The sequence below is a fragment of the Sutcliffiella horikoshii genome (genome assembly GCF_020524325.1).
Lineage (GTDB): Bacteria > Bacillota > Bacilli > Bacillales > Bacillaceae_I > Sutcliffiella_A > Sutcliffiella_A horikoshii_D.
The window spans coordinates 66,316-92,220 of record NZ_JAIVKY010000011.1; the positions used below are offsets into that span (position 1 = coordinate 66,316).

At 39.3% G+C, this 25,905-nt stretch carries 35 protein-coding genes; 30 read left to right on the top strand and 5 right to left on the bottom strand.

Features of this window, described 5'->3' with window-relative positions:
• The first annotated feature begins 68 nt into the window (after window positions 1–68).
• The 8 genes from LC091_RS16880 (at window position 69) to LC091_RS16915 (ending at window position 4,901) form a co-directional block, all read left to right on the top strand.
• Window positions 69–692, top strand: coding sequence for a YdcF family protein (locus LC091_RS16880; RefSeq protein WP_226683198.1), 624 nt, complete (start codon window positions 69–71; stop codon window positions 690–692).
• Between the two features lie 34 nt (window positions 693–726).
• The gene (locus LC091_RS16885; protein ID WP_226683199.1) at window positions 727–1,308 is read left to right on the top strand and encodes a hypothetical protein; all 582 of its coding nucleotides are present in this window, start codon (window positions 727–729) and stop codon (window positions 1,306–1,308) included.
• Window positions 1,309–1,379: 71 nt separating this feature from the next.
• The gene (locus LC091_RS16890) at window positions 1,380–1,817 is read left to right on the top strand and encodes a cell wall hydrolase (RefSeq protein ID WP_226683200.1); all 438 of its coding nucleotides are present in this window, start codon (window positions 1,380–1,382) and stop codon (window positions 1,815–1,817) included.
• 140 nt (window positions 1,818–1,957) lie between these two features.
• Complete coding sequence (locus tag LC091_RS16895; protein ID WP_226683201.1) at window positions 1,958–2,716, top strand: DUF1129 domain-containing protein; 759 nt, start codon at window positions 1,958–1,960, stop codon at window positions 2,714–2,716.
• Window positions 2,713–3,429, top strand: a complete 717-nt coding sequence (locus tag LC091_RS16900; protein ID WP_226683202.1) for a hypothetical protein — start codon at window positions 2,713–2,715, stop codon at window positions 3,427–3,429. Before LC091_RS16895 ends, LC091_RS16900 begins: the two co-directional genes overlap by 4 nt.
• A gap of 36 nt (window positions 3,430–3,465) precedes the next feature.
• Window positions 3,466–4,056: a hypothetical protein gene (locus tag LC091_RS16905; RefSeq protein ID WP_226683203.1), complete on the top strand. Its 591-nt coding sequence runs from the start codon at window positions 3,466–3,468 to the stop codon at window positions 4,054–4,056.
• 232 nt (window positions 4,057–4,288) lie between these two features.
• Entirely contained in the window at window positions 4,289–4,486 is a 198-nt protein-coding gene (locus tag LC091_RS16910) for a hypothetical protein (protein ID WP_226683204.1), read from the top strand.
• Window positions 4,467–4,901 (top strand): hypothetical protein, encoded by a 435-nt coding sequence (locus tag LC091_RS16915; RefSeq protein ID WP_226683205.1) that lies wholly within the window; start codon window positions 4,467–4,469, stop codon window positions 4,899–4,901. The genes LC091_RS16910 and LC091_RS16915 overlap by 20 nt, the downstream gene beginning before the upstream one ends.
• 50 nt (window positions 4,902–4,951) lie before the next feature.
• On the opposite strand, the gene LC091_RS16920 is transcribed toward LC091_RS16915, so the two are convergent.
• The 3 genes from LC091_RS16920 to LC091_RS16930 form a co-directional block, all read right to left on the bottom strand.
• On the bottom strand, window positions 4,952–6,382 hold the full coding sequence (locus LC091_RS16920; RefSeq protein WP_226683206.1) for a dihydrolipoyl dehydrogenase family protein: 1,431 nt from the start codon (window positions 6,380–6,382) through the stop codon (window positions 4,952–4,954).
• 16 nt (window positions 6,383–6,398) lie between these two features.
• The gene (locus LC091_RS16925; protein ID WP_226683207.1) at window positions 6,399–7,061 is read right to left on the bottom strand and encodes a TVP38/TMEM64 family protein; all 663 of its coding nucleotides are present in this window, start codon (window positions 7,059–7,061) and stop codon (window positions 6,399–6,401) included.
• Window positions 7,062–7,143: 82 nt separating this feature from the next.
• Window positions 7,144–8,007 carry an EamA family transporter gene (locus LC091_RS16930; RefSeq protein WP_226683208.1) on the bottom strand — a complete coding sequence of 288 codons (864 nt, stop codon included), beginning with the start codon at window positions 8,005–8,007 and terminating at the stop codon, window positions 7,144–7,146.
• A gap of 263 nt (window positions 8,008–8,270) precedes the next feature.
• On the opposite strand from LC091_RS16930, the gene LC091_RS16935 reads away from it, so the two are divergent.
• The 7 genes from LC091_RS16935 to LC091_RS16965 all read left to right on the top strand — a co-directional run bounded on the left by LC091_RS16935 (window position 8,271) and on the right by LC091_RS16965 (window position 15,539).
• Complete coding sequence (locus LC091_RS16935; RefSeq protein WP_226683209.1) at window positions 8,271–8,474, top strand: hypothetical protein; 204 nt, start codon at window positions 8,271–8,273, stop codon at window positions 8,472–8,474.
• Window positions 8,475–8,552: 78 nt separating this feature from the next.
• Window positions 8,553–10,442, top strand: coding sequence for a squalene--hopene cyclase (gene shc, locus LC091_RS16940; RefSeq protein ID WP_226683210.1), 1,890 nt, complete (start codon window positions 8,553–8,555; stop codon window positions 10,440–10,442).
• A gap of 120 nt (window positions 10,443–10,562) precedes the next feature.
• Window positions 10,563–11,540: a YncE family protein gene (locus LC091_RS16945; protein ID WP_226683211.1), complete on the top strand. Its 978-nt coding sequence runs from the start codon at window positions 10,563–10,565 to the stop codon at window positions 11,538–11,540.
• A complete protein-coding gene (locus LC091_RS16950; protein WP_226683212.1) occupies window positions 11,537–12,220 on the top strand; it encodes a response regulator transcription factor in 684 nt (227 codons plus the stop codon). Before LC091_RS16945 ends, LC091_RS16950 begins: the two co-directional genes overlap by 4 nt.
• Entirely contained in the window at window positions 12,217–13,605 is a 1,389-nt protein-coding gene (locus tag LC091_RS16955) for a sensor histidine kinase (RefSeq protein ID WP_226683213.1), read from the top strand. The genes LC091_RS16950 and LC091_RS16955 overlap by 4 nt, the downstream gene beginning before the upstream one ends.
• A gap of 70 nt (window positions 13,606–13,675) precedes the next feature.
• Window positions 13,676–15,055: a PepSY-associated TM helix domain-containing protein gene (locus tag LC091_RS16960; protein ID WP_226683214.1), complete on the top strand. Its 1,380-nt coding sequence runs from the start codon at window positions 13,676–13,678 to the stop codon at window positions 15,053–15,055.
• A 19-nt stretch (window positions 15,056–15,074) separates the two neighbouring features.
• Window positions 15,075–15,539: a FixH family protein gene (locus LC091_RS16965; RefSeq protein ID WP_226683215.1), complete on the top strand. Its 465-nt coding sequence runs from the start codon at window positions 15,075–15,077 to the stop codon at window positions 15,537–15,539.
• 71 nt (window positions 15,540–15,610) lie between these two features.
• Here the strand turns inward: LC091_RS16965 and LC091_RS16970 are convergent, their stop codons facing one another.
• Window positions 15,611–15,847, bottom strand: coding sequence for a hypothetical protein (locus LC091_RS16970; protein ID WP_226683216.1), 237 nt, complete (start codon window positions 15,845–15,847; stop codon window positions 15,611–15,613).
• A gap of 317 nt (window positions 15,848–16,164) precedes the next feature.
• On the opposite strand from LC091_RS16970, the gene LC091_RS16975 reads away from it, so the two are divergent.
• The gene (locus LC091_RS16975) at window positions 16,165–16,887 is read left to right on the top strand and encodes a D-Ala-D-Ala carboxypeptidase family metallohydrolase (RefSeq protein ID WP_226683217.1); all 723 of its coding nucleotides are present in this window, start codon (window positions 16,165–16,167) and stop codon (window positions 16,885–16,887) included.
• Window positions 16,888–16,927: 40 nt separating this feature from the next.
• On the opposite strand, the gene LC091_RS16980 is transcribed toward LC091_RS16975, so the two are convergent.
• Entirely contained in the window at window positions 16,928–17,497 is a 570-nt protein-coding gene (locus LC091_RS16980) for an MEDS domain-containing protein (RefSeq protein WP_226683218.1), read from the bottom strand.
• Between the two features lie 222 nt (window positions 17,498–17,719).
• On the opposite strand from LC091_RS16980, the gene LC091_RS16985 reads away from it, so the two are divergent.
• From LC091_RS16985 to LC091_RS17050, 14 genes are all read left to right on the top strand, one after another.
• Window positions 17,720–17,998 (top strand): hypothetical protein, encoded by a 279-nt coding sequence (locus LC091_RS16985; protein WP_226683219.1) that lies wholly within the window; start codon window positions 17,720–17,722, stop codon window positions 17,996–17,998.
• Window positions 17,999–18,093: 95 nt separating this feature from the next.
• The gene (locus LC091_RS16990) at window positions 18,094–18,342 is read left to right on the top strand and encodes a hypothetical protein (protein ID WP_226683220.1); all 249 of its coding nucleotides are present in this window, start codon (window positions 18,094–18,096) and stop codon (window positions 18,340–18,342) included.
• Between the two features lie 20 nt (window positions 18,343–18,362).
• Complete coding sequence (locus LC091_RS16995) at window positions 18,363–18,668, top strand: hypothetical protein (protein WP_226683221.1); 306 nt, start codon at window positions 18,363–18,365, stop codon at window positions 18,666–18,668.
• Window positions 18,669–18,741: 73 nt separating this feature from the next.
• Window positions 18,742–19,047 carry a hypothetical protein gene (locus LC091_RS17000; protein WP_226683222.1) on the top strand — a complete coding sequence of 102 codons (306 nt, stop codon included), beginning with the start codon at window positions 18,742–18,744 and terminating at the stop codon, window positions 19,045–19,047.
• Between the two features lie 98 nt (window positions 19,048–19,145).
• Window positions 19,146–20,360 (top strand): MFS transporter, encoded by a 1,215-nt coding sequence (locus LC091_RS17005; protein ID WP_226683223.1) that lies wholly within the window; start codon window positions 19,146–19,148, stop codon window positions 20,358–20,360.
• Between the two features lie 12 nt (window positions 20,361–20,372).
• The gene (locus LC091_RS17010; protein WP_226683224.1) at window positions 20,373–20,924 is read left to right on the top strand and encodes a histidine phosphatase family protein; all 552 of its coding nucleotides are present in this window, start codon (window positions 20,373–20,375) and stop codon (window positions 20,922–20,924) included.
• A 29-nt stretch (window positions 20,925–20,953) separates the two neighbouring features.
• Entirely contained in the window at window positions 20,954–21,682 is a 729-nt protein-coding gene (locus tag LC091_RS17015; RefSeq protein ID WP_226683225.1) for an alpha/beta fold hydrolase, read from the top strand.
• Window positions 21,683–21,904: 222 nt separating this feature from the next.
• Complete coding sequence (locus LC091_RS17020) at window positions 21,905–22,405, top strand: GNAT family N-acetyltransferase (protein WP_226683226.1); 501 nt, start codon at window positions 21,905–21,907, stop codon at window positions 22,403–22,405.
• A 3-nt stretch (window positions 22,406–22,408) separates the two neighbouring features.
• Window positions 22,409–22,834 carry an NUDIX hydrolase gene (locus tag LC091_RS17025; protein WP_226683227.1) on the top strand — a complete coding sequence of 142 codons (426 nt, stop codon included), beginning with the start codon at window positions 22,409–22,411 and terminating at the stop codon, window positions 22,832–22,834.
• Between the two features lie 14 nt (window positions 22,835–22,848).
• Window positions 22,849–23,634 (top strand): phosphotransferase family protein, encoded by a 786-nt coding sequence (locus tag LC091_RS17030; RefSeq protein ID WP_226683228.1) that lies wholly within the window; start codon window positions 22,849–22,851, stop codon window positions 23,632–23,634.
• Between the two features lie 14 nt (window positions 23,635–23,648).
• Entirely contained in the window at window positions 23,649–24,404 is a 756-nt protein-coding gene (locus tag LC091_RS17035) for a phosphotransferase family protein (protein ID WP_226683229.1), read from the top strand.
• Window positions 24,397–24,843: an ASCH domain-containing protein gene (locus tag LC091_RS17040; RefSeq protein ID WP_226683230.1), complete on the top strand. Its 447-nt coding sequence runs from the start codon at window positions 24,397–24,399 to the stop codon at window positions 24,841–24,843. The genes LC091_RS17035 and LC091_RS17040 overlap by 8 nt, the downstream gene beginning before the upstream one ends.
• 15 nt (window positions 24,844–24,858) lie before the next feature.
• Window positions 24,859–25,062, top strand: coding sequence for a hypothetical protein (locus LC091_RS17045; RefSeq protein ID WP_226683231.1), 204 nt, complete (start codon window positions 24,859–24,861; stop codon window positions 25,060–25,062).
• Between the two features lie 145 nt (window positions 25,063–25,207).
• Window positions 25,208–25,744 (top strand): GNAT family N-acetyltransferase, encoded by a 537-nt coding sequence (locus LC091_RS17050; protein WP_226683232.1) that lies wholly within the window; start codon window positions 25,208–25,210, stop codon window positions 25,742–25,744.
• The last annotated feature ends 161 nt before the right edge of the window (window positions 25,745–25,905 follow it).

Genomic DNA, 25,905 nt, shown 5'->3' on the forward strand with positions numbered 1-25,905 from the left:
GTCTCTAATTTTGTATGTATAATGGGAATTAGAACTAGTCAAAAAATACATATCGTGGGAGTAATACCATGAAGCTACCTATTTCACAATTAGATGTCAACAAACTGACGGATGAGCAGATGACCGACCTGCTTTTTAGAAATATAAAAGATGACAATAGAAGCGGTGACTGTATTTTTGTTCCGGGGAGCAGCAAGGCAGTCGATTATCGGTTGCCTCCAGCCATTGAGCTTTATAAGAAAGGAAGAGCAGGGAAAATATTATTTTCAGGTGGAGTAGTTTGGGACGGAAACCAGCTTAGCGAGGCGCAGCTCTTGGCGGAGAAGGCAATGGAATTAGGGGTGCCATCCGAGGATATTCTTATCGAGAACCAGTCCCTCCACACGAAAGAAAATGTGCTGGCTTCTTTGCTTGTTTTAGATAGAGCGCTTCATCTACATAAAATAAACCGGTTGCTTGTGGTGACAAGTCATTACCATATGAGGCGAATGAACCTTAAACTCAGAACCTATATGCCCGATTGGATCGACTATTCTCTTTGTCCAGTTAATGATAAAACTACACGAGAAGACAACTGGTTCCTTAACCCCTATGGGAGACAACGGGTAGAGGCGGAGTCTGCTAAACTGATCAGTTATGTGAAACAGGGGATTGTCATAGATCAGGATTTGGAATTTACAAATTACCCATAAAAGCGAACATACATTGAACATCAGGAGGTAAACATTGAAAAAAAATATAACGTTTCAATTTCCAATTGAAAAGCAAGATTACAACGAATTATTCCGGAATATGCCGTATTTTAAATCTATTAATAAAATGGCCACTGTGGGGAACTTGATTGCCCTTTTCTTATTTTGTGGTTACAACATGATTGCCAACCTTCAGATTGCACAAGATGGCACCCAATATCTTATTTTAAATATTGTGACCGTTGTAATTGGAATTGTCATGTACTATGTCATTCTTTTCTTGATCCGCTTATTGTTCAGAAAGATTATTGAAAGTAGAAGCAACAAACTTCATTCGTTATATTTTAAATCCAATAATACATATCAGGTTGGGTTCGATCCCCGATTTGATGCATTTGTACTTGGTAAGGAAAAGGTGAAAATCCCTGTCGACCAATCTTTAAAGGTCATTGAAACCAAACGTAATTTATTGTTTTATGTGGGCAAAGGAAAAGGAAAAGATGATAAGTTTTTAATTTCAAAAGCGGGTTCATCTGATCAAGGGCTAAAACTTGAACGCATCACGAATATGTTACAAGAGAAGGGAATCGTCATTAAAACTGCAAAACCAATCTAATACTACCGGTTTTTGAAAATATCATAAACCAATCTAGGCGTTTTTTCATACTATGGTGTTGAGGTGAAATTATGGCTAGAGTTAAGTTTACGGAATCAGATGTAGCGTTAGTGGCAAGGATGATGAGAGCGGAAGCAGAAGGTGAAGGCAAGCAAGGAATGCTTTATGTCGGCAATGTTATAACCAATCGTGCGGTAGCAGATTGTTTGGACTTCAAAGAAGTAAGAACTATTCGTCAAGTCATTTATCAAGTACAGGGAGGAAATTATTCATTTGAAGCGGTTCAAAAGGGTAATTTATTTTATAACAGAGCAAGATCGGTTGAAAAAAACTTAGCGAGAAAGACGTTGACTTCTTGGAGAGAGCATCCAGCAAAATACGCTTTATGGTATTTCAATCCATACGCACCATGTCCTCCAACATGGTATGACCAACCTTTTGCCGGTCAATTCAAGCAGCATTGTTATTACGAACCGATTGCAGGAACATGTGCTAGTGTTTATACGTAAACAACATATCATTACTTATTAGGGGACTCTTTGGCAAATACGAGGAGTTCCTTTTTTAATTAGGATTGAACTTTTTCCTGTTATTGGGTTTGTTACGTGAGAATGGTAGAATTATAGAGGTGGTTAATATATGGAATGGGGTGTGGAATCTGACTATTAATTTCGGGTATGCGGATAACATTGTTGAGTTGCTTTGTATCTTGCTTGCATGGGGATTGATTGCTATGCTTGTTGCCCGTATTTATCGTGGGCAAGATGCAGAAGAACGTCCAAAATTATGGAAGATAATTATTGTTGTTTTATTGGGGTTATTTTCATTTACCTTCACTTTACCACTTTTTAATGAACCATTTTCCATTGCGATTCTGCCGCTTGGAGTATGGATATTATATGGGGTTTTGAATAGAAAAGGACGTTGGGAAGCCTACCGTAAATATGCATGGATGGGATTTGGAGGCAACTTCATTTTTTTAAGTACGGCATTACTTTCAATCGGTTTAGCTGCTGTGTTCTATCCGGACGATGAGGTTCGGACGTATCTTACAGATGTTTCAGAAGTGCAGTTGTTGGTGACCCATCCTTCTGGAGAAGATTTGACAATAAATGAAGAAAAGTTTGATGACTCCCTAGCTACTTTTAAACACGAGCGCTCGAACGTCATTCAATGGTATGAAGAAATAACAGAGCAGATGTGGCCAGAAGAAGAGAGTGAAGAGCCAGTCGAAATTCAAGAGAAATTTCCTTATCTGTTAACAGGAGTAAAAACGAAAACCGGTGAAAAGATTCAAGTTTATGTGGAACATGACGGAAAGGGATTGCTTGTTACCACGAAGAAAAAGCAGCATTACTATAGATCAAAGACGGCTTCCTTTTTAGAAGAAAGGGGGAATGCTGAATGACGAAAAAAGCAATCTTAGTGTTATCTATTATAATGGCACTGGTAACAGTCGCGATTATTATGTACATAATGATGACACCCAAAGCTTTCTATTCAGAAAACGAAATTATTGAAAACATGGATTTTCGTATGCAGGAAATGGAAATCCAAGACGTTATGCAATTAGATGAAAAAACTTATTTCGTTCCCCTCTTATCAAATGATGGTGAATCCTATGGTTCGAGCATATGGGTTTGGAATGGTTGGAAATGGGAATGTGTTGGTGCAGCGACTGCTTCGGAACCTCAAATAGTAGTAAACGAGGGGAAATCTTATATTTATTGGAATGTTCATCCCAAGGACGTGGTACGTGAATGGGAGTTCTATTTGACTTCTGAGCGGAATTATTCTGTGACGTCAGTAGGGGATGATAATCAATTGGAGGTTTACAATCCGAAAGTCCAAATGAAACATTCAGTTGAATCTGGAGAAAAAAGTTACGGGTATATTAAATTGCCAAGTGAATGGAAAGAAGTGATTGGTTCCTTTGATTTGTATCCAGCTGAAACGGGTTTGATCCCTTCCAGCCATTTATATATGTATCGATGGCAAGCTCATAATGGCGAGGGTGCACCGGTTCGTCTTGAGCATACGTTCCGCCACGGTGGAGGAGGCTCTTATGGTGGGGATTATGTTAGACATATGTCACAATTAATTCCAGAGGAAATGGAATAGGGTTGAAAGTATTAATAAAGATTTGAGGTAATAAAAATGTTTCAACAATCAAGCAAGCAATATTATATTTTGGTGTTTCTTTTATTTATTTCCGTCTTTTATGGATTTCAGAAGCATGTGGAAGAAAAAAAGCAACAAGAGTATTTGAATCCGCATCTCAAAGAAATGGTATGGGATCTGCAAGTGGAAACGCATACTACTTCCCATACTTTGAAATCACTTATGAGTGAAAATGAGATTCCATACGCACAATGGTTACAATTAAAAGAGGGCTTCAAAGCTATAGAGAATACTAGTTACGAAATAGAAAAGTTGGCCAAAGCGATTTATCCAAGACATGCTGATGGTTTACAGTTTGCGACTAAGACTAGTGCAAATTTAATTACAGGAGAGCTCGGGTATTTAGAGGACACCTTTCTAGAAGAAGACATGGATAGATTGGATATAGTCTCTTTTCCTAAGGAAGTTGAAGCGACACTCGTCCGCATCCAAGATACTGCCAATGGGTGGAGTGAAGCGACGTCTCCTTTTATTGGATTGCCGAGCAATTTGTTAAGCCAAACAGATTGGGTAGAGATGTTGAAAGAGATGGAAGATGATTCGATTTCGTATCAGGATGGTTATTGAATATGCAACATTGGTGATGTGATGGTGAAGGTTCTATACACCTGAAGCAAGGTATAAATAAGAAGAACGGTCAAATAGAAGAGCTCTATACGCCCAAATCATCTTGTATACAAGTATAGCTGTCTAATAGAAGTGATTAAACAGCATTATAAAATAACAGAATATTAAATCAATGAAACTTTTAAGAAAGGAAATCGTATTATATACATAAGATCCAAAGGAGGAGTCTCACATGATCTGGTTATTTATTATCGTACCAATAGTGCTGCTAATCGGAATCACTATTTATATGGATAAAAAGAATAAAGGAATGGGTCAGGCTCCGGATGTGAACAGAGGCAATCAAAATATTGAATCAGAAACAACTAGATATCAGTTCAACCAACTTAACAATCATGGTGGAGGAAGCGATGGCGGGGGATCAAACTAAGATGGAGTACTCCAAGCAAACAAACCACCAAAACCTGAAAATCTTGAAGGCTTCTAAAGATCCTTTTGGAAGCCATCTTAAGCTTTCTGTCATACTTCCAGATGGAATTATAGTAATTAGGTGGGGGCTTGCTGACGAGGATTATCTAAGAATTAGAGATATCATCAAAGAGAATTATTTTGATAGCTTAGAAGCAGGGTATCAATATGAATTACTCCCCTACGTTGTTGTAAGCCTCGACAAACCAAATGGTAAGCAAAAATTTCTCGCAAACCTCCGTTGTGTACAGGGCAATAAGGCTGCAAGAATTGAATTTGAATGCTCACAAAGGTTTGCTGGCAATATAGAGTGGTTTAAAAAAGAAGTAAGGTGTATACAAGATTTGGAGCATCTGAAATGGGAAAGTTTAATATAAAACAGAAGGGACTCCCCCTTCTGTTTTTACTTTACCGCCAAACCGGTATATTATCTAAACCACCTAATATACTCCTCCATCAACTTAGGCAAAAATCCTTCAAATAACTTCTTTCTCCAAAAGGCATCCGCTGTACGTTGAACTGCTGCACTATGATTTGGATATGGATGAATGACATTGGAAATGCTGCCGATTTTCTTTTTAAACTGCTTAGAAAACACCACCTCTTGCATCCAGTCACCAGCATGGTTTCCAACCGCATGGGCACCAATTATGTGGCCTTTTTTATCCGTGATGATTTTTACAAAACCAGTTGTCTGGTGATCTGTTACGAATCGATCAACTTCCGATAAATCAACCTTGTAGACGTCATAATCCAGTTTTTGTTCTTTTGCTTCTTCCTCTGTTAAACCTAAATGAAATACTTCCGGTGAAGTGTAGGTGACCCATGGAACATTAGAATAATCTATTTTTCTCCTCAATCCTATAAGTGCGTTTTGGACGACTAGCTTACCCTCCATACCGGCTACATGTGTAAAAGGTAATGTTCCATTTACATCACCTACAGCATAGATGTGAGGGAGGTTCGTTTGCAGGCGTGCATTCACTTTTATATGCCCACGATCATCCGTTTCTACATTGGCATTATTTAATTGAAGTTTGTCAGAGTTAGGTGTTCTGCCTGTTGCAACGAGTATTTCATCTGCTTCAATAGAGATTTCCTGTTCTCCTTTTTCCACCGTTAGATGAACAACTTTCCCGTTTGGTCCAGGTTCAATAGATTTGACTGTAGCATTATAGAGTAGCTTCATTTCTTTAGAGAGAACATTTTTCATGAGTTGCTGTACTTCTTCGTCCTCTTTTACTAAAATACCATCAGACCTCTCAACAACCGTCACATCACTTCCTAGTCTCGCCAACGCCTGAGCCATCTCAATTCCTATTGGACCGCCGCCTAATACTAATAGCCTTTTCGGTAATGTGGATAAAGAAAAGATAGTTTCATTGGTAATAAATCCATTCTCTTTTAAACCAGGAATTGGTGGGATAAAGGGCCTTGAACCTGTAGAAATTACTATTCTCTTCCCATGAATGATTTCTCCATTATTGATAATCACTTCATTCTTAGAGTGAAAAGCACCCATTCCAATATAAACATCCACCCCTAGTTTTCGGAATCGATCGGCATCATCATGCACTTGAATATGGTCAATGGCTTCCTTCACTTTTTTCATGACAGCTTCCATCTGGATATTCTCTGAAACTTGAACGCCGAACTCTTCAAGGGAACGGGCACTGTTTATACGGTTTGCAATCTCAATTAAAGCTTTGGATGGAACGCAACCGAAGTGTAAACAGTCACCCCCAGGCTGTTCTTCTTTTTCTATTAAGGCAACCTTTGCTCCTAAAGAAGCTGCGCCGGCCGCTACCGTTAATCCTCCCGCTCCTCCTCCAATAACTATTAGATCATACTTTTTCATGTTGAAAATTCACCTCTCACCCACCATTTTTGGTAAAGCCTAATTTCCCTCGGACTTTTTTACTGAAAATTAAAGGAAGTACACTAATTAAAACAAAAACGATAACTGCTATGATGATGAGAAATTTATTATCGCCGACAAAACTAGATCCAAGAAAATTATAAGCAAAAGTACCTGGAATAATCCCAATTACTGTAGCCAAAATAAAATGCGACAGCTTGACTTTGGATAGCCCTGCTAAGTAACTTATCAGGTCAAAGTTGAAAAGAGGAATTAAACGAAGCAAGAGAACATAGAAAAACCCATTTTCCTCCATTTGCGACTGGATCTTTTGGACTCTCACATTCGAAGTTTGATTTTTAATAATTTGTTTGCCGAATTTTTTTGCAACCAAAAAAGAAACGATAGCCCCTAGTGTTGCACCAATGATTGTATATATAGTCCCCCAAATTGCCCCAAAAGCGAGTCCTGCTGCTAGAGAGAGGATAGAGGCAGGGAACAAGATAAGTGGGCGAATTGTATACAAGATGATGTAAATAAGGGGTGCAAATATACCAAAGGATAGAATCCATTCTCGAATTCCTTCTGGACTGATATTTAGGTAGTTGTGATTGATGAACAGCAAGGAACCTACTAATATCGCAAGAAGTAATCCTTTAATCCAATTTTTTTTCGCCATGGAATCCTTCCTCTCGGAGTAATCTTACTTTCTATTATTAACTCAACAGCCCATTGATGAGCAACAAATAAGGTTTCAGCAGTCAGTACTTTCTATTTCCGGCCACAATGCCGCATAAAATAAGTGCAACCCCTGCCCATTGGTACAAACTGATTTGTTCGGATAATACCCATGCTGACATGATTACTGCAACAGGGAGTTCAGAGGCTGTAAGGATTGTCCCTAGGCTTGGTCCCACATGTGGCATTCCGACCGAAAAGAGTAAGGGGGGCAAAACGACACCAAAAATACCTAGTATGAATCCATAAGGTGCTATTCCAATTACAGTTGGTAGGTCCACTAAAAATAATGGGGGAAACAATAAGAAAGTTACAATTAAGCCCCCAGTCGATAAGAGAGCACTTTTTTGAATAGGATTAACTTCTTTACCTATAATTCCGCTTAAAAATATAAAAATAGAAAAAGTAAAAGCAGCAAGTATTCCCCATAAAGTACCTTGCAAAGAAATGGTTTCAACACTTTCCCCAAATAGACCTGCAGCCAAAACGGATCCAGAAAGTAAAATCACAATAGATAAAATTTTACCTGAGGAAGGGCGATGCTTATAGAAAATCCATTCAATTAATGTCCCAATCCAGATGAATTGAAACAAGCAAATGATGGCCAAAGAAGCTTCAAGCGTTTGCAAGGATTGGTAGTAAAGCAGTCCTGTTAGCCCCATGGGTATCCCTGCTAATACAATCTTCAGTGATTGAAGACTACGTAATTTTTTCTTTTGGATAAATAATGTAACAATCCAAATGATGATAGCCCCAACTAATACTTGACTGCCTGTTACCTCAGCCATGCTATAACCTGCAGCATAAGCAAGCTTCACGAATGTTGATAAGATCCCAAGACTGCAGCCACCTAAAAATACCATGAACGCATAATGCCAAGTCTTCATAATAGTTACCCTCTTTCAATTAAGTCTTCGCTGTGAATACAAAAAAGCCACACGATTGTCCTAAGACAATCGTGTGGCGAAAATAGAGTGATCTCTAGAAAAATCCACAAAAAAACATTTTATTATTTAACTTCTCAAAGAAATTATACTGAAAAAATGGCTTCCGTTCAATGATGAAATTTTGCTTTGAGAACAACACATTAAAAGTTGTTTTCCCAGTAAAATAGGAGCAGAGTAAGGAGTAACAGGAGGGGACGGAAAAGATGAATTATAAAAACTCAATATCAGATACGAAACTAAAAATGGTCCAATTAGAAAGAGAACTAAAAAGGCTGGAAAATTTGAAAAGAGGCGAAGATGTCAACACATTACATGACAGATTAATAAGAATAAACAAAGACATCGACGCGTTGATCCTTGAAGCAAATAAGAAAACAGGAAGAATTAATGAGGGAATGATGATTTGAATTAGGTTTCTTACTAGCCTTCTAAATTGTGTAAACGTACATAAGTTTTAGTATGACGTGAACATAGTGGAGGGATATATGGATACGGTTTATCAAATAAACGAGAAGCTTAAGAATATGATAAGCAGTCTTCTCAGTGCCCAATCGGATAATGGTGCCTGGTATTTTTGCTTTGAAGGAAGCATCATGACAGATGCTTATATGATTATTCTAATTAGAACTCTTGAAATCACAGGTGAGGAAGTAATGGTGAAGAACCTGGTAGAGAGGATAAAGTCCAGGCAATTGCCGAACGGAGCCTGGAAAGTTTACCCTGATGAGGAGAGAGGAAATATGAGTGCCACAATAGAGGGGTACTTTTCTTTATTGTATTCTGGATACGTTGCGAAAGAAGCTAGTAATATGCGAAAAGCGGAGCGCTTCATACGAGAAAATGGAGGACTTGCAAAAAGTGATTGGCTGACCAAAATGATGCTTGCTTTAACAGGGCAAATTAAGTGGCCGAGTATTATAAAAATTCTGCCGATAGAAATAATGTTACTTCCAAAGTGGTCCCCCATCACGATCAATCAGCTTGTAGGGTATGCAAGGGCACACTGGATTCCCATTCTTATCTGCAGTAATCTGAACAAATCGTTTGGTAAAATTAAAACCCCCAACATATCTCATCTTCAAGAAAGTATAAGTGATTCTGAAAATGAACGGATTTTGGAGGAAATGCAAAATCTCCAACTTTATTTTAAAAATGCTCTTAAAAAGCTTTCAGAATCGCCTGAAGTCCTCAAGAAAAAAGCCTTTACCAAAGCGGAAGATTATATTTTGGATAGAGTAGAAGAAAACGGGACTATGTATAGTTATTTTAGTGCAACATTCTTTATGGTTTTTTCGTTACTTGCACTAGGTTACGATAAAAAACACTCCCTCATCCAAAATGCTATTCAAGGGATGAAGTCCTATTTATGCAGGAGTGCCGACCAGGCCTTTATTCAGAATTCCCCCTCTACGGTCTGGGACACTGCCTTGCTAACTGCAACATTGCAACAAGCAGGAGTCCCTCATCAACATCCTTCCATCATAAAAGCAAGCAACTATTTATTATCAAGACAGCATCAGAAATACGGTGATTGGGCCATTAAAAATCCAGACGTTACTCCAGGCGGATGGGGTTTTTCAGATATCAACACCTTTGTCCCTGACATTGATGACACGACAGCTGCTTTGAGGGCTATCACCCCATTAGCAAGAACTGAAAATCTTTTCATAGAACCATGGGACAGAGGAGTAGAGTGGGTCTTGTCCATGCAAAATGATGATGGTGGCTGGTCGGCTTTTGAGAAAAATACGGATAACTATCTTTTGTCTTTTATTCCTTTTAAATATGAAGACAGGGTACTTTTTGATCCTTCGTCTGCTGATTTAACAGGGAGGACATTATACTTCTTAGGAGAGTATACGACCATTCCTAAGGAATCTGAAATTTTTCAGAAAGCCAAAGAGTGGTTCAAACGCAATCAGGAAGAGAATGGGTCGTGGTACGGAAGGTGGGGAATTTGTTATATTTATGGTACATGGGCTGCGATTACAGGCTTGAAAGCTATAGGCGTATCAAATGATGATCCTATAATAAGGCGTGCTGTGAAATGGCTTATTTCCATACAAAATGAGGATGGCGGCTGGGGAGAATCATGTGCAAGTGATATAAAGAAACGCTATATTCCTTTACATGAAAGTACTCCTTCTCAAACTGCCTGGGCATTAGATGCCCTCATTTCCGTAGCAGAAACGCCAACTCCCAAAATAGAACAGGGAATTCAAGCACTATTAAGCTTAATGGAAGCAGATGATTGGAGATGCACATATCCTACAGGTGCAGGAATTCCAGGCGGGTACTATATTCACTATCACAGCTATAAGTATATCTGGCCATTGCAAGCAATTAGTCAATATAAGAATAAATATGATATATAAAGCATGATGTAAGGAAGTAAGGTGATTCTAACAAACAGAATCATCTTTTTCTTTGCTCACACTTTATTCACATTTTTGGAGTAGAATAAGGGTTAGTATTTTTATATAGGAGTGTTATGGATGAAAAATCCTTTTATAATAATTGCCATACTAATAGCGGTGACGTTAACAGGCTGTACAAGCTCTGATATTTCATTGCCGAAAACAGAGAATGATGAGTCTGTCATGTATATAAGCCACTTAAAAGAAAATGCCATTACAGCACTTAACCTTTCAACAGGTAGTGAGGAAAAGGTTAGTCTACCATTCCGTTTTTCGTCGATTGCGGAAATGGAATCAGGTGTTTATTTGGCTTCTGTCAAAGAAAAAGAAAGCCTTTATATAATTGATACAACTGAAAATAAAGTTTCTCCATACATGGAATTAAAAGAGGGAATTATTGATCTAAAGTATAATAGCGAAAACGGAATTCTTTACACAGCAAATGGAAAAACCAACAATATACAAGTGATAGATATTGAGAAGAAAGATATTCTCAAAGAAGTAAGCGTGGGAGAGTATCCGTCTAAGATGGTACACCATGGAGAGCGGCTGTTTGTCCTTGCTTCTAAGAGCGGGAAAGTATATGTAATAGACACTTCTACCAACAACATTACGAACTCGTTTTCGGTGACTGAGAGGCCGGAAGGGTTGCACTTTGATGGGAAGAATATATGGACAGGTGGCCATGGTGATACCGGTGAAATGAATGAAAAAGTATTCGCTTATGATCCGGAGACAGGACAAGAAGTTAAAACTGTAACAACCGGGCTAATGCCAATTCAAATTTCACAGGTAAGTGAGAAGTCTTCTATTTATGTGCTCAGCCATGGGGATCACAGCCTGACAAAGTTCAGCGCTGACACTTATGAAGTGGAAAAGAAAATTAATGTTGGGGATAACCCGAGTTTTATGATTGCAGATGAAACTCACTTATATGTATCAAGCCTTGATGGTGATGAGGTTATTGTACTAGATAATCGTACCTTGGATGTTGTAGACAAGTATGCCATTGAGAACGGTCCTTATCTGTTGTTCAAAGGAGGCGATGGGAAATGAAAAACGCCTTTTGTGTATTAGTGGTGGATGATGAAGCGGATATGAGAGAAATGCTTGGTATGTATCTTAAGAAGGAAAACTATCGAGTGCTCCATGCGGAAAACGGAGAAGAAGCAATCGATATCCTTTATGACCATGAAGTGGACCTGATTATCCTTGATGTGATGATGCCAGTCATGGATGGCTTTACTGCTTGTAAAAAAATCCGTGAAAAATATATGATGCCGATACTGATGCTTACAGCCAAAAGTGATGAATGGGATAAGGTGAGAGGGTTGAAGCTTGGAGCAGATGATTATGTTATGAAACCCTTTAGTCCCAAGGAGCTTTTGGCCAGGGTGGAGGCATTACTGCGCCGATCCAATCAAGCATTCTTTGATGTGGTCTCCCATTCTGAAATAACGGTGCAGAAAAGTGCTCGGCAAGTGCTTGTTGGAGGAGAACGGGTGAACCTTGCTCGAAGGGAGTTTGACCTCTTACTATTCTTAATGGAGCATGAAGGGCAAGTGTTTTCAAGAGAACAGTTGCATGATGTCATCTGGGGGCTGGATATGGAAAAAGGTTCATACCGGACCGTCGACACTCACATTAAGACGTTGAGATTTAAGCTTAAGGATGCAGGAGCAAAAGTAAAAACGGTGTGGGGCATCGGGTATAAATTTGAAGGTGAGGAAGAATGAAGCCATTATCTATACGGAACAAAATTTGGCTTACCATCACTTCTGTTTCTGTCCTAACCATCATACTGGTGGTGGTCGTGTCCTATTACCTGTATCAAACATTGTATATTGAAAAACAAACAGAAACTCTGTTAAAACAAGGACAAGCTTTGGAACAATCCTACTATGAAAATAATCCTGAGAATTTTTCAAAGAGGTTAGACTGGTTGGATAATAGCTCTGATACTTCTGTCATTTTTACAGAAGACCCGATGCTATTGGCGAGTGGTGCACCTTTTGACTCGTTTGCAGAAGAAAATCTAATCACTTTTTCCGAAAGACAGGACTTACTGAAAGGGAAAACACTGACCTTCACGAAATACCATACCGGACTGGACCAAGAAATCAGTGCGGTAGTTATTCCATTAAGCGTGGAAAATAGGTTGAAAGCTGTCATTTTTCTCTATATTCCTTTAACGGCTATTGCTGAGGCCTTTGAGCCAATTAGAAATTTTCTATTGGTTGGAGTGGTCTTAGTGATTTTTCTTCTAATTTTAGTTGGAACGAAAATGACAAATAGAATTGTACAACCAATAAAACAGATGGAGAAAGTGGCAAAAGACATTGCCCAAGGGGATTTTTCCAAAAGGTTATTGATAAAAGGCGAGGATGAAATTGCAAGCCTTGCAAGGTCCATTAATACCATGTCATCCAATCTTGATGAAGTCGACAGGAACAGGCGTGAATTCTTAGGAAACGTTTCCCACGAATTAAGGACGCCAATCAGCTATTTAAAAGGGTACAGTGAAGGATTGGAAGAAGGAATTATTCCAATACAAAAGTTTGCAGAAACCGTCAAAAAAGAAACAGATAGAATGGATCGTCTGGTTCATGATCTTTTGGATCTTGCTCAGCTAGAGGGAGATTCGTATCCGATGAACAAGGAACCGGTCATATTGGCTGAACTGGTAAAAGAAGTGTTAGAACGCTTTCGCTTAACACTGGATGACAAGAGTCTTGTAACAGAGGTCCAACTTGATGATGTGGTCGTTGTAAATGGGGATTATGGGAGACTAGATCAAGTTATGGAAAACCTTTTGAGCAACGCTATCAAATTTTCTTCTGCTAATAGGAAGATTAGAATTCTTGTCAAAGAGAGAAAAGAGACAGGGGTCTTGGAAATAGAGGATGAAGGGATAGGGATTCCGGAAGAGGATATTCCATATATTTTTGAGAGGTTTTATCGAGTAGAAAAAGCCAGGACTAGAAAAAGTGGCGGAACCGGACTTGGACTCTCCATTGTTCAGCAAATCATAAATAAGCATGAAGGCAGAATTCATGTCGATTCAAAGCGAGGAAAAGGCACAGTAGTGATAGTGGAAATTCCATTGTTTGATTTTCAATAATCCTTCATTCTTTCTTCACAATTACCTGCCAGGATGTAAGCATACGAAGAAAAGTTGAAGGAGTATGCTTATGGAAACTACGTCTAATCAAGATAAGGGTAAAAATCAAACCAGAAATGGCCTCTATCAAACCATGTGGAGATGGCATTTTTATGCTGGAATTATTTTTGCTCCTTTTTTAATCATCCTGGCATTTAGTGGTGCCGTTTACTTATTTAAACCTCAGATTGAATCCTATATGTATCAAGATCTTTATTATGTGGAGGAGACAAAGCCGACAACTTTGTCTGTCAATGCACAGGCTGAAAAAGTCCGTGAAGAATATCCCGATGCTTCCATTAGTGGAGTGTCCATTTTGGAGGAAGAAAACCGTACAACTAAGTTTTCTACTATGCAAGATGGCCAACCTGTCAGTGTATTTGTAGATCCATATTCAGGTGAAGTTATGGGGGATCTGCCAGTTGAAGAAGAATTGATGACTATCTTTGTGAAAATACACAGTGAACTACTTGTAGGAGGGACTGTAGCGAACCGTATTGTTGAGCTTGCGGCTTGCTGGGCCATTATTCTTATCCTAACAGGGCTGTATATTTGGTGGCCGCGAAACCGTGCCTCCATTTGGGGGACCTTTCTTCCAAGATTAAGAAGCAAAGGTCGGGTGTTCTGGCGTGACATGCATGCGGTACCAGCATTCTGGTTATCTATTGGACTTTTAGTCTTAATTTTGACAGGGCTGCCATGGTCAGGTGTTATAGGAGAGCAAATCAATCGAGTAGCAACAGCGACGAATACCGGATATCCAGCATTCTCTTTTAGTTTTGGACCGAAGCCAGAATCCGTTACTGTCACAAAGGATGTTGCAGAAGATGTGCCGTGGGCTGCTGAGAATGTTCCAGTTCCTTCATCGGAAAATAATCGATATGTACCATTAACTCTAAATGACGCCGCAGGGATTGCGGAAATGAACAATGTTCAAAAGCCATATTCCATCTCCATGCCACAAGGGGAGACGGGAGTGTTTACCATTTCTACTTCCCACTCCAAACCTTTTGACAATGCCACGTTGCATGTCGATCAATACAGTGGAGCGGTACTGACAGATGTTAGGTATGCGGATTATGGATTAATGGGGAAAGCCATCACGCTCGGTATCGCCCTCCACGAAGGCAAATTATTCGGCTTGGCAAATCAGCTGGTAGGTCTTCTACTATGTATAGGACTTATTGGAATGATGGTAAGTTCTCTTGTTATGTGGCGAAAAAGAAAGCCAGAAAAAGGCTTAGGTGCTCCAGGTCGACATGTAGATATCAAGATAAAAAGGGCCGTTACCATTATCATGTTGCTTCTGGGACTTGTCATGCCGTTGGTAGGAATCTCTATAATCGTGGTGCTTTTATTAGATAAGCTTGTATTTGTTAGAATAAAACGTTTAAAAGCCTGGTTAGGGTAAGAAAGGTGTCTTGATTAAAATGAAGAAACTATTGTTAGTTGTTGTTCCGTTCTTATTATTGTTGGTCGGGTGTTCAAGTGCACCTGAAGAGGAAACCTCGATGGAAATCGTAGAGGTTGAAATGGAACTTCCCGAAAATATGACAGAACAAGAGGAAGTGGCTGTTAAGACGCTCGTGACACAAGGCGAAGAAAAAGTGGAAGATGCCAAAGAAGTGCAATTTGAAATTTGGAATGTGGAAAAAGGCAAAGAAAACAGTGTCCTGCTTGATGCGGAACATGTTGGCGATGGGGTTTACGAAGTGAAGCATTCTTTTGAAGATAAAGGTGTTTACCGAGTGCAATCCCATGTGACAGCTCGTGACATGCATGTGATGCCTACTAAGCAATTAGTGGTAGGGAATCTGAGTCAAGAAGAAATTGACGCTATCTTGGAAAGTGAAGTAGAAGAGGAAGAGCATGAAGATCATGGACATCATCATTAAAAGAATCGAGGGGACAGGCACGCAGACCCACATTTTAAAATGTGGGTCGCGGTACCTGTCCCCTGTATTGATTACCAAGGTACTTGAGAAGAGTGACATTTGAAAATGCCAAGCCATTCAGAAAGTGCACATCCTGCTGTAAATCCAGAATTTCCACTCTTCCAATCGCTACCTGTGGACGTTGAACCAATTGTGCTGCTGACATTTGCCGCCTCTGCAGTATGTAAAGAGTCGGATGCGACAAAACTTCCAAAAGTAAGTGCGAATACCGCCATGATGGCAATTGCAATTCGACCGAATTTCTTCATAGTATCATCTCCCTCTATTATTCATTAATTCCAACTTGTTGGAATGTTACTACTATAACAATCTACCTCTCGAAGTTCAACACTACAGATCCCTAAAAATTTTCCATTCTTATAGGAATAAATGAATTTTTTTCAGCAGAAATACTTTACTATGTTAATAGAACACCGCATTAATATGTAGTGATCTAAGAATCTGGTGGAGGAGGACACTTACATAATTCAATACTCTCTAATTCTAGCAATCAATCGTTGTCGTAGCTGCAGTTTGATTTGAACAAGTCATTCAAAAAAATATTGTGGTTGGGAGAGATGGAAAGATGGTAAAAGCGTATCAGAAGATGTTGGTATTCAGTTTTACTTTGATGCTTGGTATGGTATTGTCCTTAGTTACGGCTGAAGAGGCTTCGGCATATAACTGGACAAGAACATTAAGTGAAGGTTCCAGTGGTTCCGATGTAAGGGAGTTGCAAATACGTGTAGCCGGTTGGGCAGCGGATTCCCCTCAACAAACATTTGTAAGTGTAGATGGACAGTTTGGGGCAGGAACAAAAGCTGCAGTCATACGTTTTCAACGTGCTTATGGGTTGACGGCCGATGGAGTAGTCGGGCCGCAGACGCAAGCCAAGTTAAATGAATTGGAATCCCCAAATGGAACAAAACACTTCAGTTACAGCGAATTTTATTCTAAAGACGGAAGCGGGTTTAACGGAGGGAATGTATCAGCAACAACCGTTCGCGAAAATGTACGTCGTATGATGTACAAGCTGGAGGCAATCCGAGTGAAAATTGGCAACCGTCCAATGAATGTTAACTCCGGCTTTAGAAGCATCTCTCACAACCGCAATGTCGGCGGAGTTTCTAATAGCCAGCATACGTATGGGATTGCGGCAGACATTAGCGTATCTGGTGTGAGCACAACGACTGTTCGAAACGCTGCTAAGAGTTCCGGTTTTAGCGGGATCTACAGCGAAGGCAGCTTTACACATATGGATAGCCGAGTGGAGTACCCTTATGGTACGCAGTCTTGGTGGTGGGAATAAGTAAGAAAAGGGGCTTATCAAAATGATAAGCTCCTTATTTTTATCTCTTTAAAGTTGATTTATATACTTCTGAAACTACCAATTCATCTTCTACCAGAATATATGGGTGTGTTTCTAATAGGATTTTTCTAAGGTATTTAGGCATTTTTGTTCTTTCATAAGCACATACCAACGGAAAATCGAGTTCATTCACAGCTTTGTCCACAATGCGTTCAAGGTCCTCGATAATATGCAGCGGGCCTTCCATCGTTGCCCACTCTACATGTGCCCACGAGCGGAACGGAAGCTTGTCGTCTACTAAATTCTGAACAGTTTTTACAAAGTAATTATATATCGCAGGAGGATGATAGCTTCCACTTGAAAAGTAGAAATCAAAATTATTCACCCATTGGACTAACTTCATTTGTTCTTCTGATAGACGGGTAATCAAAATTTGATGAAGCGTTTTGTAAATTCGTTGATTCTCAATCAAAATAACATAATCTCCAGCAATTACTCCTGATTGGACAAAATCTATTAGCTTCTCCAAGTATTGTTCTTTTCCATTATAGGAATAAAGAATATGAATGTCCCTTTGCTCTTTAAACAAATCGTTCATTCTGCTTTTCAAGTGAATCACCCCTTCATATTTTAATAGTTTTACTACTTACTATCATACTAGAGATCATTTGAAAAACGAATAGTGATAAAAAAGATTATTTTATTGGTGAAAAGCAGGAAAAATAAACCACTATATGGAATTAATATGGGTTGTATTATAAGCATAATGATTGTAATTGGAAGGACTACAATGAAGGAATTGCAAAATTAATTGAAAGGAGTAGATCTCAGTATGCCATTTATAGTAATTACTTTGATTTTATCCATCTGTTTGGGGATTTTCCTCACCCGAAAGTATGAAAATAGAGTGTTGATTATTTGGGGACTTATAACCATGCTTTCCATTGCTCCATTTTTCAGCTGGATTGTTGCCATGCTTGTTGCAGTTAATGCAGGAGATGGATTTGCAGGGGTTGCAATCATGTGGTTGATGGTTCCCATTCTTTTTTTGATTGGAGTGGGGATGTTAGGTGCTGGAGTGTATAAGAAGGTGACGGGGGAGAACCTTTAACTAAAGAATGAGAGAACTGTAAACACTGATAAACATTAAGTAGCAAGTAGGGGATGAATCCAATATTAAATCCTAAAATACGTTGGTTAGTTTCTTTGTCACTGGCAATTCTCACTATTTTTTTAGTATTAAAAGGTCTCCAACTTTGGTCATACGGATCAGATGTTGATGGTAGTGGTATTGGAGTGTTTTTTCTAGGACTGGAGATTAACGACAGAGTATTAGAAGTGAACATCCCAACTTATGCAATCGGGTTCTTTATTGCAGGTCTGTGTACATTGCTATTGAGCATAACTATTTTAACAAGATTATTATTTAAATCAGGTTCACGGACGCCAATTTAATAACCGGGGGCATTTCATTTATGAAGAAGAATATAATCATATTAATCTTTCTTATTGCTGTTGTTCTCTTGCTGCACTCCACGCCCCATACCGCACTAAGAACCTACGTCTTTTTCAGTGGCTACCCAATAGTCGCCCTGACAACGGATATAGTGGATGATGAATATCATAACCGAGTGGATAAAGAAAAATTTGAAAAATTAAACGGGAAAGCATATACCTTGACCAAACCGCCTATTGAAAAAGCGACACAGGGGGAATTGAGGAATTACCTTGTTAGGAAGTTTGGTATCTTTCATTTTGTGGAGTTTATTGGAGAAGTGTGATAGTGAAAAAGGTAGATAAAGATACGGAGCAAGGTTAAAGTTGCGGTTGGAGTTTAACGAAGAGGAGGACCGTATGAAATATACTGTAACCATAATTAGTAAGGTGTCAGTGAGTATTGGTTTTATCTTATTAGCTCTTTTTATTCTTGAATTTATCGGTGAGTTCACATCCAAAATGGAAGGTGTTTATTATAGTCTGGGAATTCCATGGCGGTATCCAATGTTTACCGCTATATTAGCATTTGGATTAGGAATGTTTCTTGACCGGGGAAGCAGGAAATATGCAATGGCCGGATTTATGGGGCTTGCTGTTATATTCCTCAGTTTAATCACCATTTACATAATCGTATTTTTAAATTTTGCTAGTGTAGGTGGTTAATTGAAGTACTAATAAATTTTCTTGTAAAGCGAGAGGCATATGCATCGGGGGATCTCCGATGCTTTTCTTTTGAGTGATTTTTGGATAAGGGTGATAGCATGAATTCTTGGAAATATCCCTTTCTACTGATTGCCGGAATCGGCATATCTTATTTGGGGAGTTGGATTTACTTAATCGCACTAAATATATCAATATTAAATTTGACAGGCTCTGCAGCGGCTGTTGCGGGGTTATACATAATCAGGCCAATAGCCATTTTACTAACCAATACGTGGGCCGGAAGTGTAGTTGACAGGGTAAATAAAAGGAAGCTTATGATCTGGGTGGATGTAGCACGTGGGGGATTGGTGTTCCTTATTCCATTTATAGACTCCCTTTGGACTATCTATTTTATTTTGTTAGTGATCAATATGGTCGGAGCATTCTTCGGACCGAGTTCATCTGTATACATAACGAAACTTATTCCGGTCAGCGAACGTAAAAGATTTAACTCATTATTAAGCATGACAAGTTCAGGCGCGTTCCTTTTGGGGCCGGCAATAGCCGGATTCTTAATCATGTATGTGAGTACAGAGATATGCATTTTTATGAACGCAGTGACTTTCTTAGTATGTGCATTCTTCATTTTTTTGCTGCCGGATGTGGATGAGAAGGTTGAAAACAAACGGGAACCAATCCACCTGCAAACTCTATTGGGGGATTGGAACGTTGTCAAAGAATTTTCAATGAAAGCAAGATTTTTTATCACCGTTTATCTCCTGTTCCAATCAGCGATGTTACTTGGGTTTGCTTTGGATTCGCAAGAGGTGACTTTTACCAAACAGGTCTTGGAGTTGTCCGATCGTGATTATGGATTAATAGTAAGTTTAACGGGACTCGGTGCATTGGGCGGTGCGTTTGTGTCGGCTCTGGTAGCAAAAAAAGTATCATTAAAAGTTTATTTAGGAGTTGGGATGCTTCTAACTTCCGTCGGATATTTGGCCTTTTATGCCTCTTACGACTTTTTTACTGCGACGGCTGCATTTGTATTCCTCGGCTTTTTCATGGCTTTTGCGAATGCAGGGTACGCAACATTTTTCCAGAACAATGTCCCTGTTGATATCATGGGAAGATTCGCTAGTATCGTAGAGATGTTCCAAGGGATGGTGCAAATTGCTCTCACTCTATTACTTGGATTTGCTGCTGAGGTGTTCTCTTTGCAACTGGTTTGTTTAGTATTTTCGGGTGTATCTACCTTGTTTGCACTAGTTTTATTACTTACGATTTTAAGACCATCGAAAGCTAGCTATTTTACGGAAGAGGTTTCCGTTTAAGGGGGGATTAGAGTGACTAATTTGTATTTCATTAGACATGCTCACTCGACTTACACACCTGATGAATTAGAACGCCCCTTGTCTGAAAAAGGTATGCAGGATGCGGAGAAGATTCTTGCTGCTATCAAACCGGACATTATTGAAGTCGCGGTTTCTAGTCCTTATAAGAGGGCAATTCAAACTATAGAAGGTGTTGCGGAGTACTTTAATCTGGATATTGAAATTTTTGAGGACTTGAAAGAACGTACGTTGACAGGTAAGCCCGCCGAAGATTTTACAGCTGCCATCACAAAAGTCTGGGAGGATTCAAACTTCGCATGGGAAGGCGGCGAATCCAATATGGAGGCTCAGGCAAGAGGTATTAAGGTCGTTCATCACCTGTTGGAAAAGTACGAAGGAAAAAACGTGGCGATCGGAACACATGGAAACATTATGGTTTTAATTATGAATCATTTTGACAAGCAGTATGATTTCTCGTTTTGGAATGGGTTGGACATGCCGGATATTTATAAGCTAACTTTTGATAGAGATGTGTTGGTTGGGGTAAGGCGGTTGTGGAATTAAGCTGCAAATTGAGGGAGTGTGGGAGATATATGTTATTACATACATCGGTTTTTGGAGATGGAGAACCAATCGTTTTTTTACATACAGGCTTGCAGACGGGGATGACTGATTTTGAGGAACAAAGGGAGTATTTCCAGTCGGGATTTAAAGTGATATTGCCTGACTTAAGAGGTCATGGGAAATCCACATCACAGGAGCTGTCTAACTATTATGAGGATAGTGCTGCTGATCTAAAGGACACGCTTGAACACTTAGGAGTGGAATCTGCTCATTTAGTTGGCTGTTCCATTGGTGCTTTGGTTGGGCTATTCTTTGCGAAAAGATTTCCTGAAAAGGTGAAGACCTTGACACTTTCTGGGATGATGGCGGAGAAACCAGCTAATTGGTCGGAAATACATCGGAATATGGTGGAACAACAAAATAGCCTTTTGGAAAATGATCAAATCACAGCTTACTTTGACCAACTTCATGGTGGAGGTTGGAGGGAGTTTATTAACTTGTCTGAGGAAATAGATTCCTATCCCTTTGGAGAAACAGCTGATCTGAGTGGACTTGAGATGCCAACGTTGATCATGGTAGGAGAGGAAAACGCTAATGAAACAAAGGGGGCCATCATTGCCCCACTGTTAAATAAGCAAATCCACGTATCAGTCATACCATTTGCTGAACATCTCGTTCATTCCGAGCAACCGGAGGTCTATAACCAAATTTTGAACGGGTTTTTGGGGAAATATAGTGTGTTTGGTGTAGGTAATTAGTAAAATGAGCTTTTAAGCGCATGGTGACTACCTCCACTTGATGCCACAGCAGGGTGCCAGCTTGATATATCAAGAAATCTGGGAATATATCAATAATTTTTAAGATATATCAATAAAACTCAGGATATATGAAGAAATTCTGAGATATATCAAGAAATTCTGAGATATATCAAGAACTCTAGGGATATATCAATAAATCAACCAAGAGGGTGTGAGAGATCATTGAATCGGCCTATTCAACTAAGAGCGCTTAAAATGGAAGATTTTCCTGTGATGGTAAAGTGGAGCAAAGATAATGCATTTTGCCTCGCGAATGGCTGGGAAACTGGTAGAAGCAAGGATGAACTTTTTTCATGGTGGCACAATTGTGTTCATAACCACTCTCGTGACTTTTTAAGATTAGGCATCCAATATAAATCAAGATTAATTGGCTATGTAGACTTGGCACACATTGATGCTAATAGCGCAGAGCTTGGCATCGCCATAGGGGAAAGCAAGGTTTGGGGACATGGAGTCGGGACGGAAGCATTGAAGCAATTAATGATCCATGCAACCGCAAAGTTTGGCATTCAACTTTTTGATGCAGAAACACATGAAGCCAACACGCGCTCTAGAAATATGTTAGAGAAATTAGGATTCACAGAGTTTAGTAGAATTGGATCTAATAAATACATGGGAAAAGAAAGTCAGTTGATTCAGTACAGATATAACAAGGGGGAATAAACAGTGGTTCAAAGAGAAAGAGTGATACCAAAACACATTATTTCAGCAGCGACAGTTGTTTTGAATGATAAGAATGAAGTTCTTTTAATTAAGGGTCCACGCCGTGGATGGGAGATGCCCGGCGGACAAGTGGAAGAGGGGGAGTCACTGAAAGAGGCTGCTATCAGGGAAACGAAGGAAGAGTCGGGAATCGATGTGGAAATCGTGAAATTTTGTGGGGTTTTCCAAAACGTCAGTGGCTCCATATGTAACACGTTGTTCTTAGCTAGGGCGGTTGGCGGGGTCCCTACTACTTCACCGGAGAGTCTGGAAGTTGGTTTTTACTCAGTAGAGCAGGCGTTGGAAATGGTGACTTATAAGAATTTTAAAGAGCGGATTGAATATTGTTTAAGGGAAGAAATGATTCCGTTTTATATAGAGTTTAATTAATTGTGGTTATCAATATGAAACCAATTCCACTTGAAGAAATTCCAATTGTAATAAAAGATTATGTAAGAAACATACATTCTATATCTTTCCCTCGCCAAGGGTGTACATCTGATGTTGGTATCATTCAAAGTGATATCGGTCTATACGCACTAAAGCGAACCAAAAAACCACAATTCAATTCGTGGCTAAATAAAGAGATAATGGTATTAAGAAGTTTAAATCAGGAAACCTCATTGCCTGTTCCAAAGGTTGAGAAATTTGTAGAGATAGACGGACAATCTTGGGCTTTAATAGAGTTCCAAGAAGGGGAAACCATCAGGGCTGCTTTAACCAAAACCCATCATAAAGGGAAGAGGGAAGAGTTGTTAATAAACTTCGGCAAAGTTGTGTCTGATATTCATGCTACCCCGTGTCCAGAAACCTTAAAAGACGAGAAAGTTTGGTTGGATGATATGCTGAATCAAGCAGCATACAATCTTCAAAACTACGAGGTAGATGGTTCGGAAGACTTGCTGGAAAAAATCAAGGAAAACCGACCTGGTAATAGGAAGCAAACCCTTATCCATGGCGACTTGACGGTTGATAATATATTAGTACATAACGGAGAAGTCACAGGAATTATTGACTGGAGCGGCGGAGCATTTGGTGATCCAAGGTACGATGTATCTTTGGCAATTCGGCCAAAACCCCACATTTTTGAGTGGGAGTCGGATAAGTTACATTTTTTTGAAGGGTATGGGAGCAACATTCTGAATAAAGGGGATTATGATTATTTCATCAACCTTTATGAGTACTTTTAAAAGGGGAGTGTGCAATGAACCTAGGGGAGCCAATTGCTTCTGGAAACACTGCAAATATTTATTTTTATGAAAATAAAATCATCAAGATCTTTAAGGAGCACCTACCAGACACCGAACCTGAATATGAGGCTCGTAAACAAAGGGTTGCTTATGAAAATGGCCTTTGTGTTCCCAACATAATCGATGTGAAAAAAGTAAACGGAAAACAGGCAATCATCATGGAATATGTGGAAGGGAAAACACTAGGTGAACTTGTCACAAGAAACATGGATCATGTAGAGTCCTTCCTACAAATGTCCGTGGATATTCAGATGAAGGTTCATACTGTGCTTGCTGAGTCGTTAGAACCTATGAGTTTAAAACTTAAGAGGCAAATAGAATCTGTTAAAGGATTAGATGAGCAGATTAAGAAATCGTTAATCAATAAATTGGCTTCAATTAACGTCGAAAACAAGCTGTGCCATGGAGACTTCCACCTCTATAACTTGATAAAATCAGAAGATGAGGTTTTCGTCATCGATTGGGTCGATGCAAGTTCCGGGGATCCACGGGCAGATGTATGCCGAACCTATATACTTTATTCCCAGGTTTCTTTGGACATAGCTGAGTTGTATTTGAAGCTATATTGCGAGAAAAGTGGTTGTAGTCGTAAAGAAATATTGGAATGGGCACCAATTATTGCGGCAGCGAGACTTTCTGAAAATGTCGCTACGGAAGATTCGAATAGGTTAATGAATTATATATTAATGGAGGAGCATAATCATGAATAAAGCATCTTTAGACTACTGGAATAATTTTTGGGAAGGTCATGAAAAGCCGGAAAGAGTGACAGCTTGGCAGTTCGGTGGCAGTCCGGACTACCTCGCGCAATTAGTGATAGATGGGATAAAGAAAGCGACCTGTTCAGGTTATGTCTTTTATGAAGTGGAGAATGAACCTTTACCAACTACGGAAGATTACAGTGTGGTTATGAACAGTAAAGACGAACCCGTTGCCATCATTAAAACGGTAGACGTGCAAATCATGCCGATGAATGAAGTACCGGAAGAATTTGCGATTTCAGAGGGAGAAGGAGATCGTACATATAAGTACTGGTGGGAGGCACATGAGCGATTCTTTACAAAGGAGTTGCGTGAAATCGGGAGAGAGTTTTCCGAGGATATGCTGTTGGTTTGTGAGCGATTTGAATTGGTGGATGTTAAAAGATAAAAATGGGGTGGTTACATGGATGTCAAATATTATTGTGACGGTGAGCTAATCTATGAAACTCACACATCTGACTTGAGCGGACTGATGATGGCGATTGAAAAATCAAATAGCATTCATTTCGAGAACGATGCCTATTCATTTGACGCCTTTTTCTTGAATCATTATGAACAAGAAGGGATTTGGTTTGAGGAACTGGTGGTGTATTTGGTGAATAGTTAGCTCTAAAACACCCAAAACGTACAAGGTCCTTATACAGAGGGGGTGTGGTGGGTTCAATGGAATGGAGAATTTAAAAATGCAGGGAAAACCTCGATATACGAAGAATTATTAAATAAAATACACGTTCAATTTAGGGGAGATATTTATGAAAAGGGTATACGAAACAGAGCGCTTGATATTAAGGGTACTAGACTCAGGAGATACTGAACAATTAAAACGTATTTGGGGAGATGAAGAGGTAATGGGCCTCTGTGCAGGTGCCACCCCTCATGACATGCTCCCCAGAGTAGTAGAATATTATGCAAAGTGTCAAGAAGAAAAAGGATTATCTGTTTACGCGGTTGTGGAAAAAGTTTCAGGAAAAGTCATTGGAACAGCCGGCTTTAATGTAAAGGATTCCCTAGAAAAAGTGGAATTAATTTATCATTTTGCAAAATCTTACTGGGGAAATGGTTATGCGTCTGAAGCTGCTTCGGCATGTGTAAATGTGGCTAAGTCTAATAATTCTGCTAGGTGCTTATTTGCTTCTGCCGATCCAACAAACAAAAGCTCACTAAAAATATTGGAGAAGATTGGGTTTGAATTCAAAGGACTTAAATGGTTTGACGAAACCAATCAAGAAGAACCATATTACGAAATGGTGATAAAAGATAAAAATCCTCATATAATGAACGAAAATTAGGATAGCAAAAAAACATGTAACAGTGTAAAATTATCTCAAATCAATTCGATTAAATTTATGTTAACAAGGGGAAATGCACACAAATAGAATACAGTTGACTGTCGTTGCAAAGAGTTTATGTTATTTTTTCAGAATATTAATAACACGATAAAAGAGGTTGA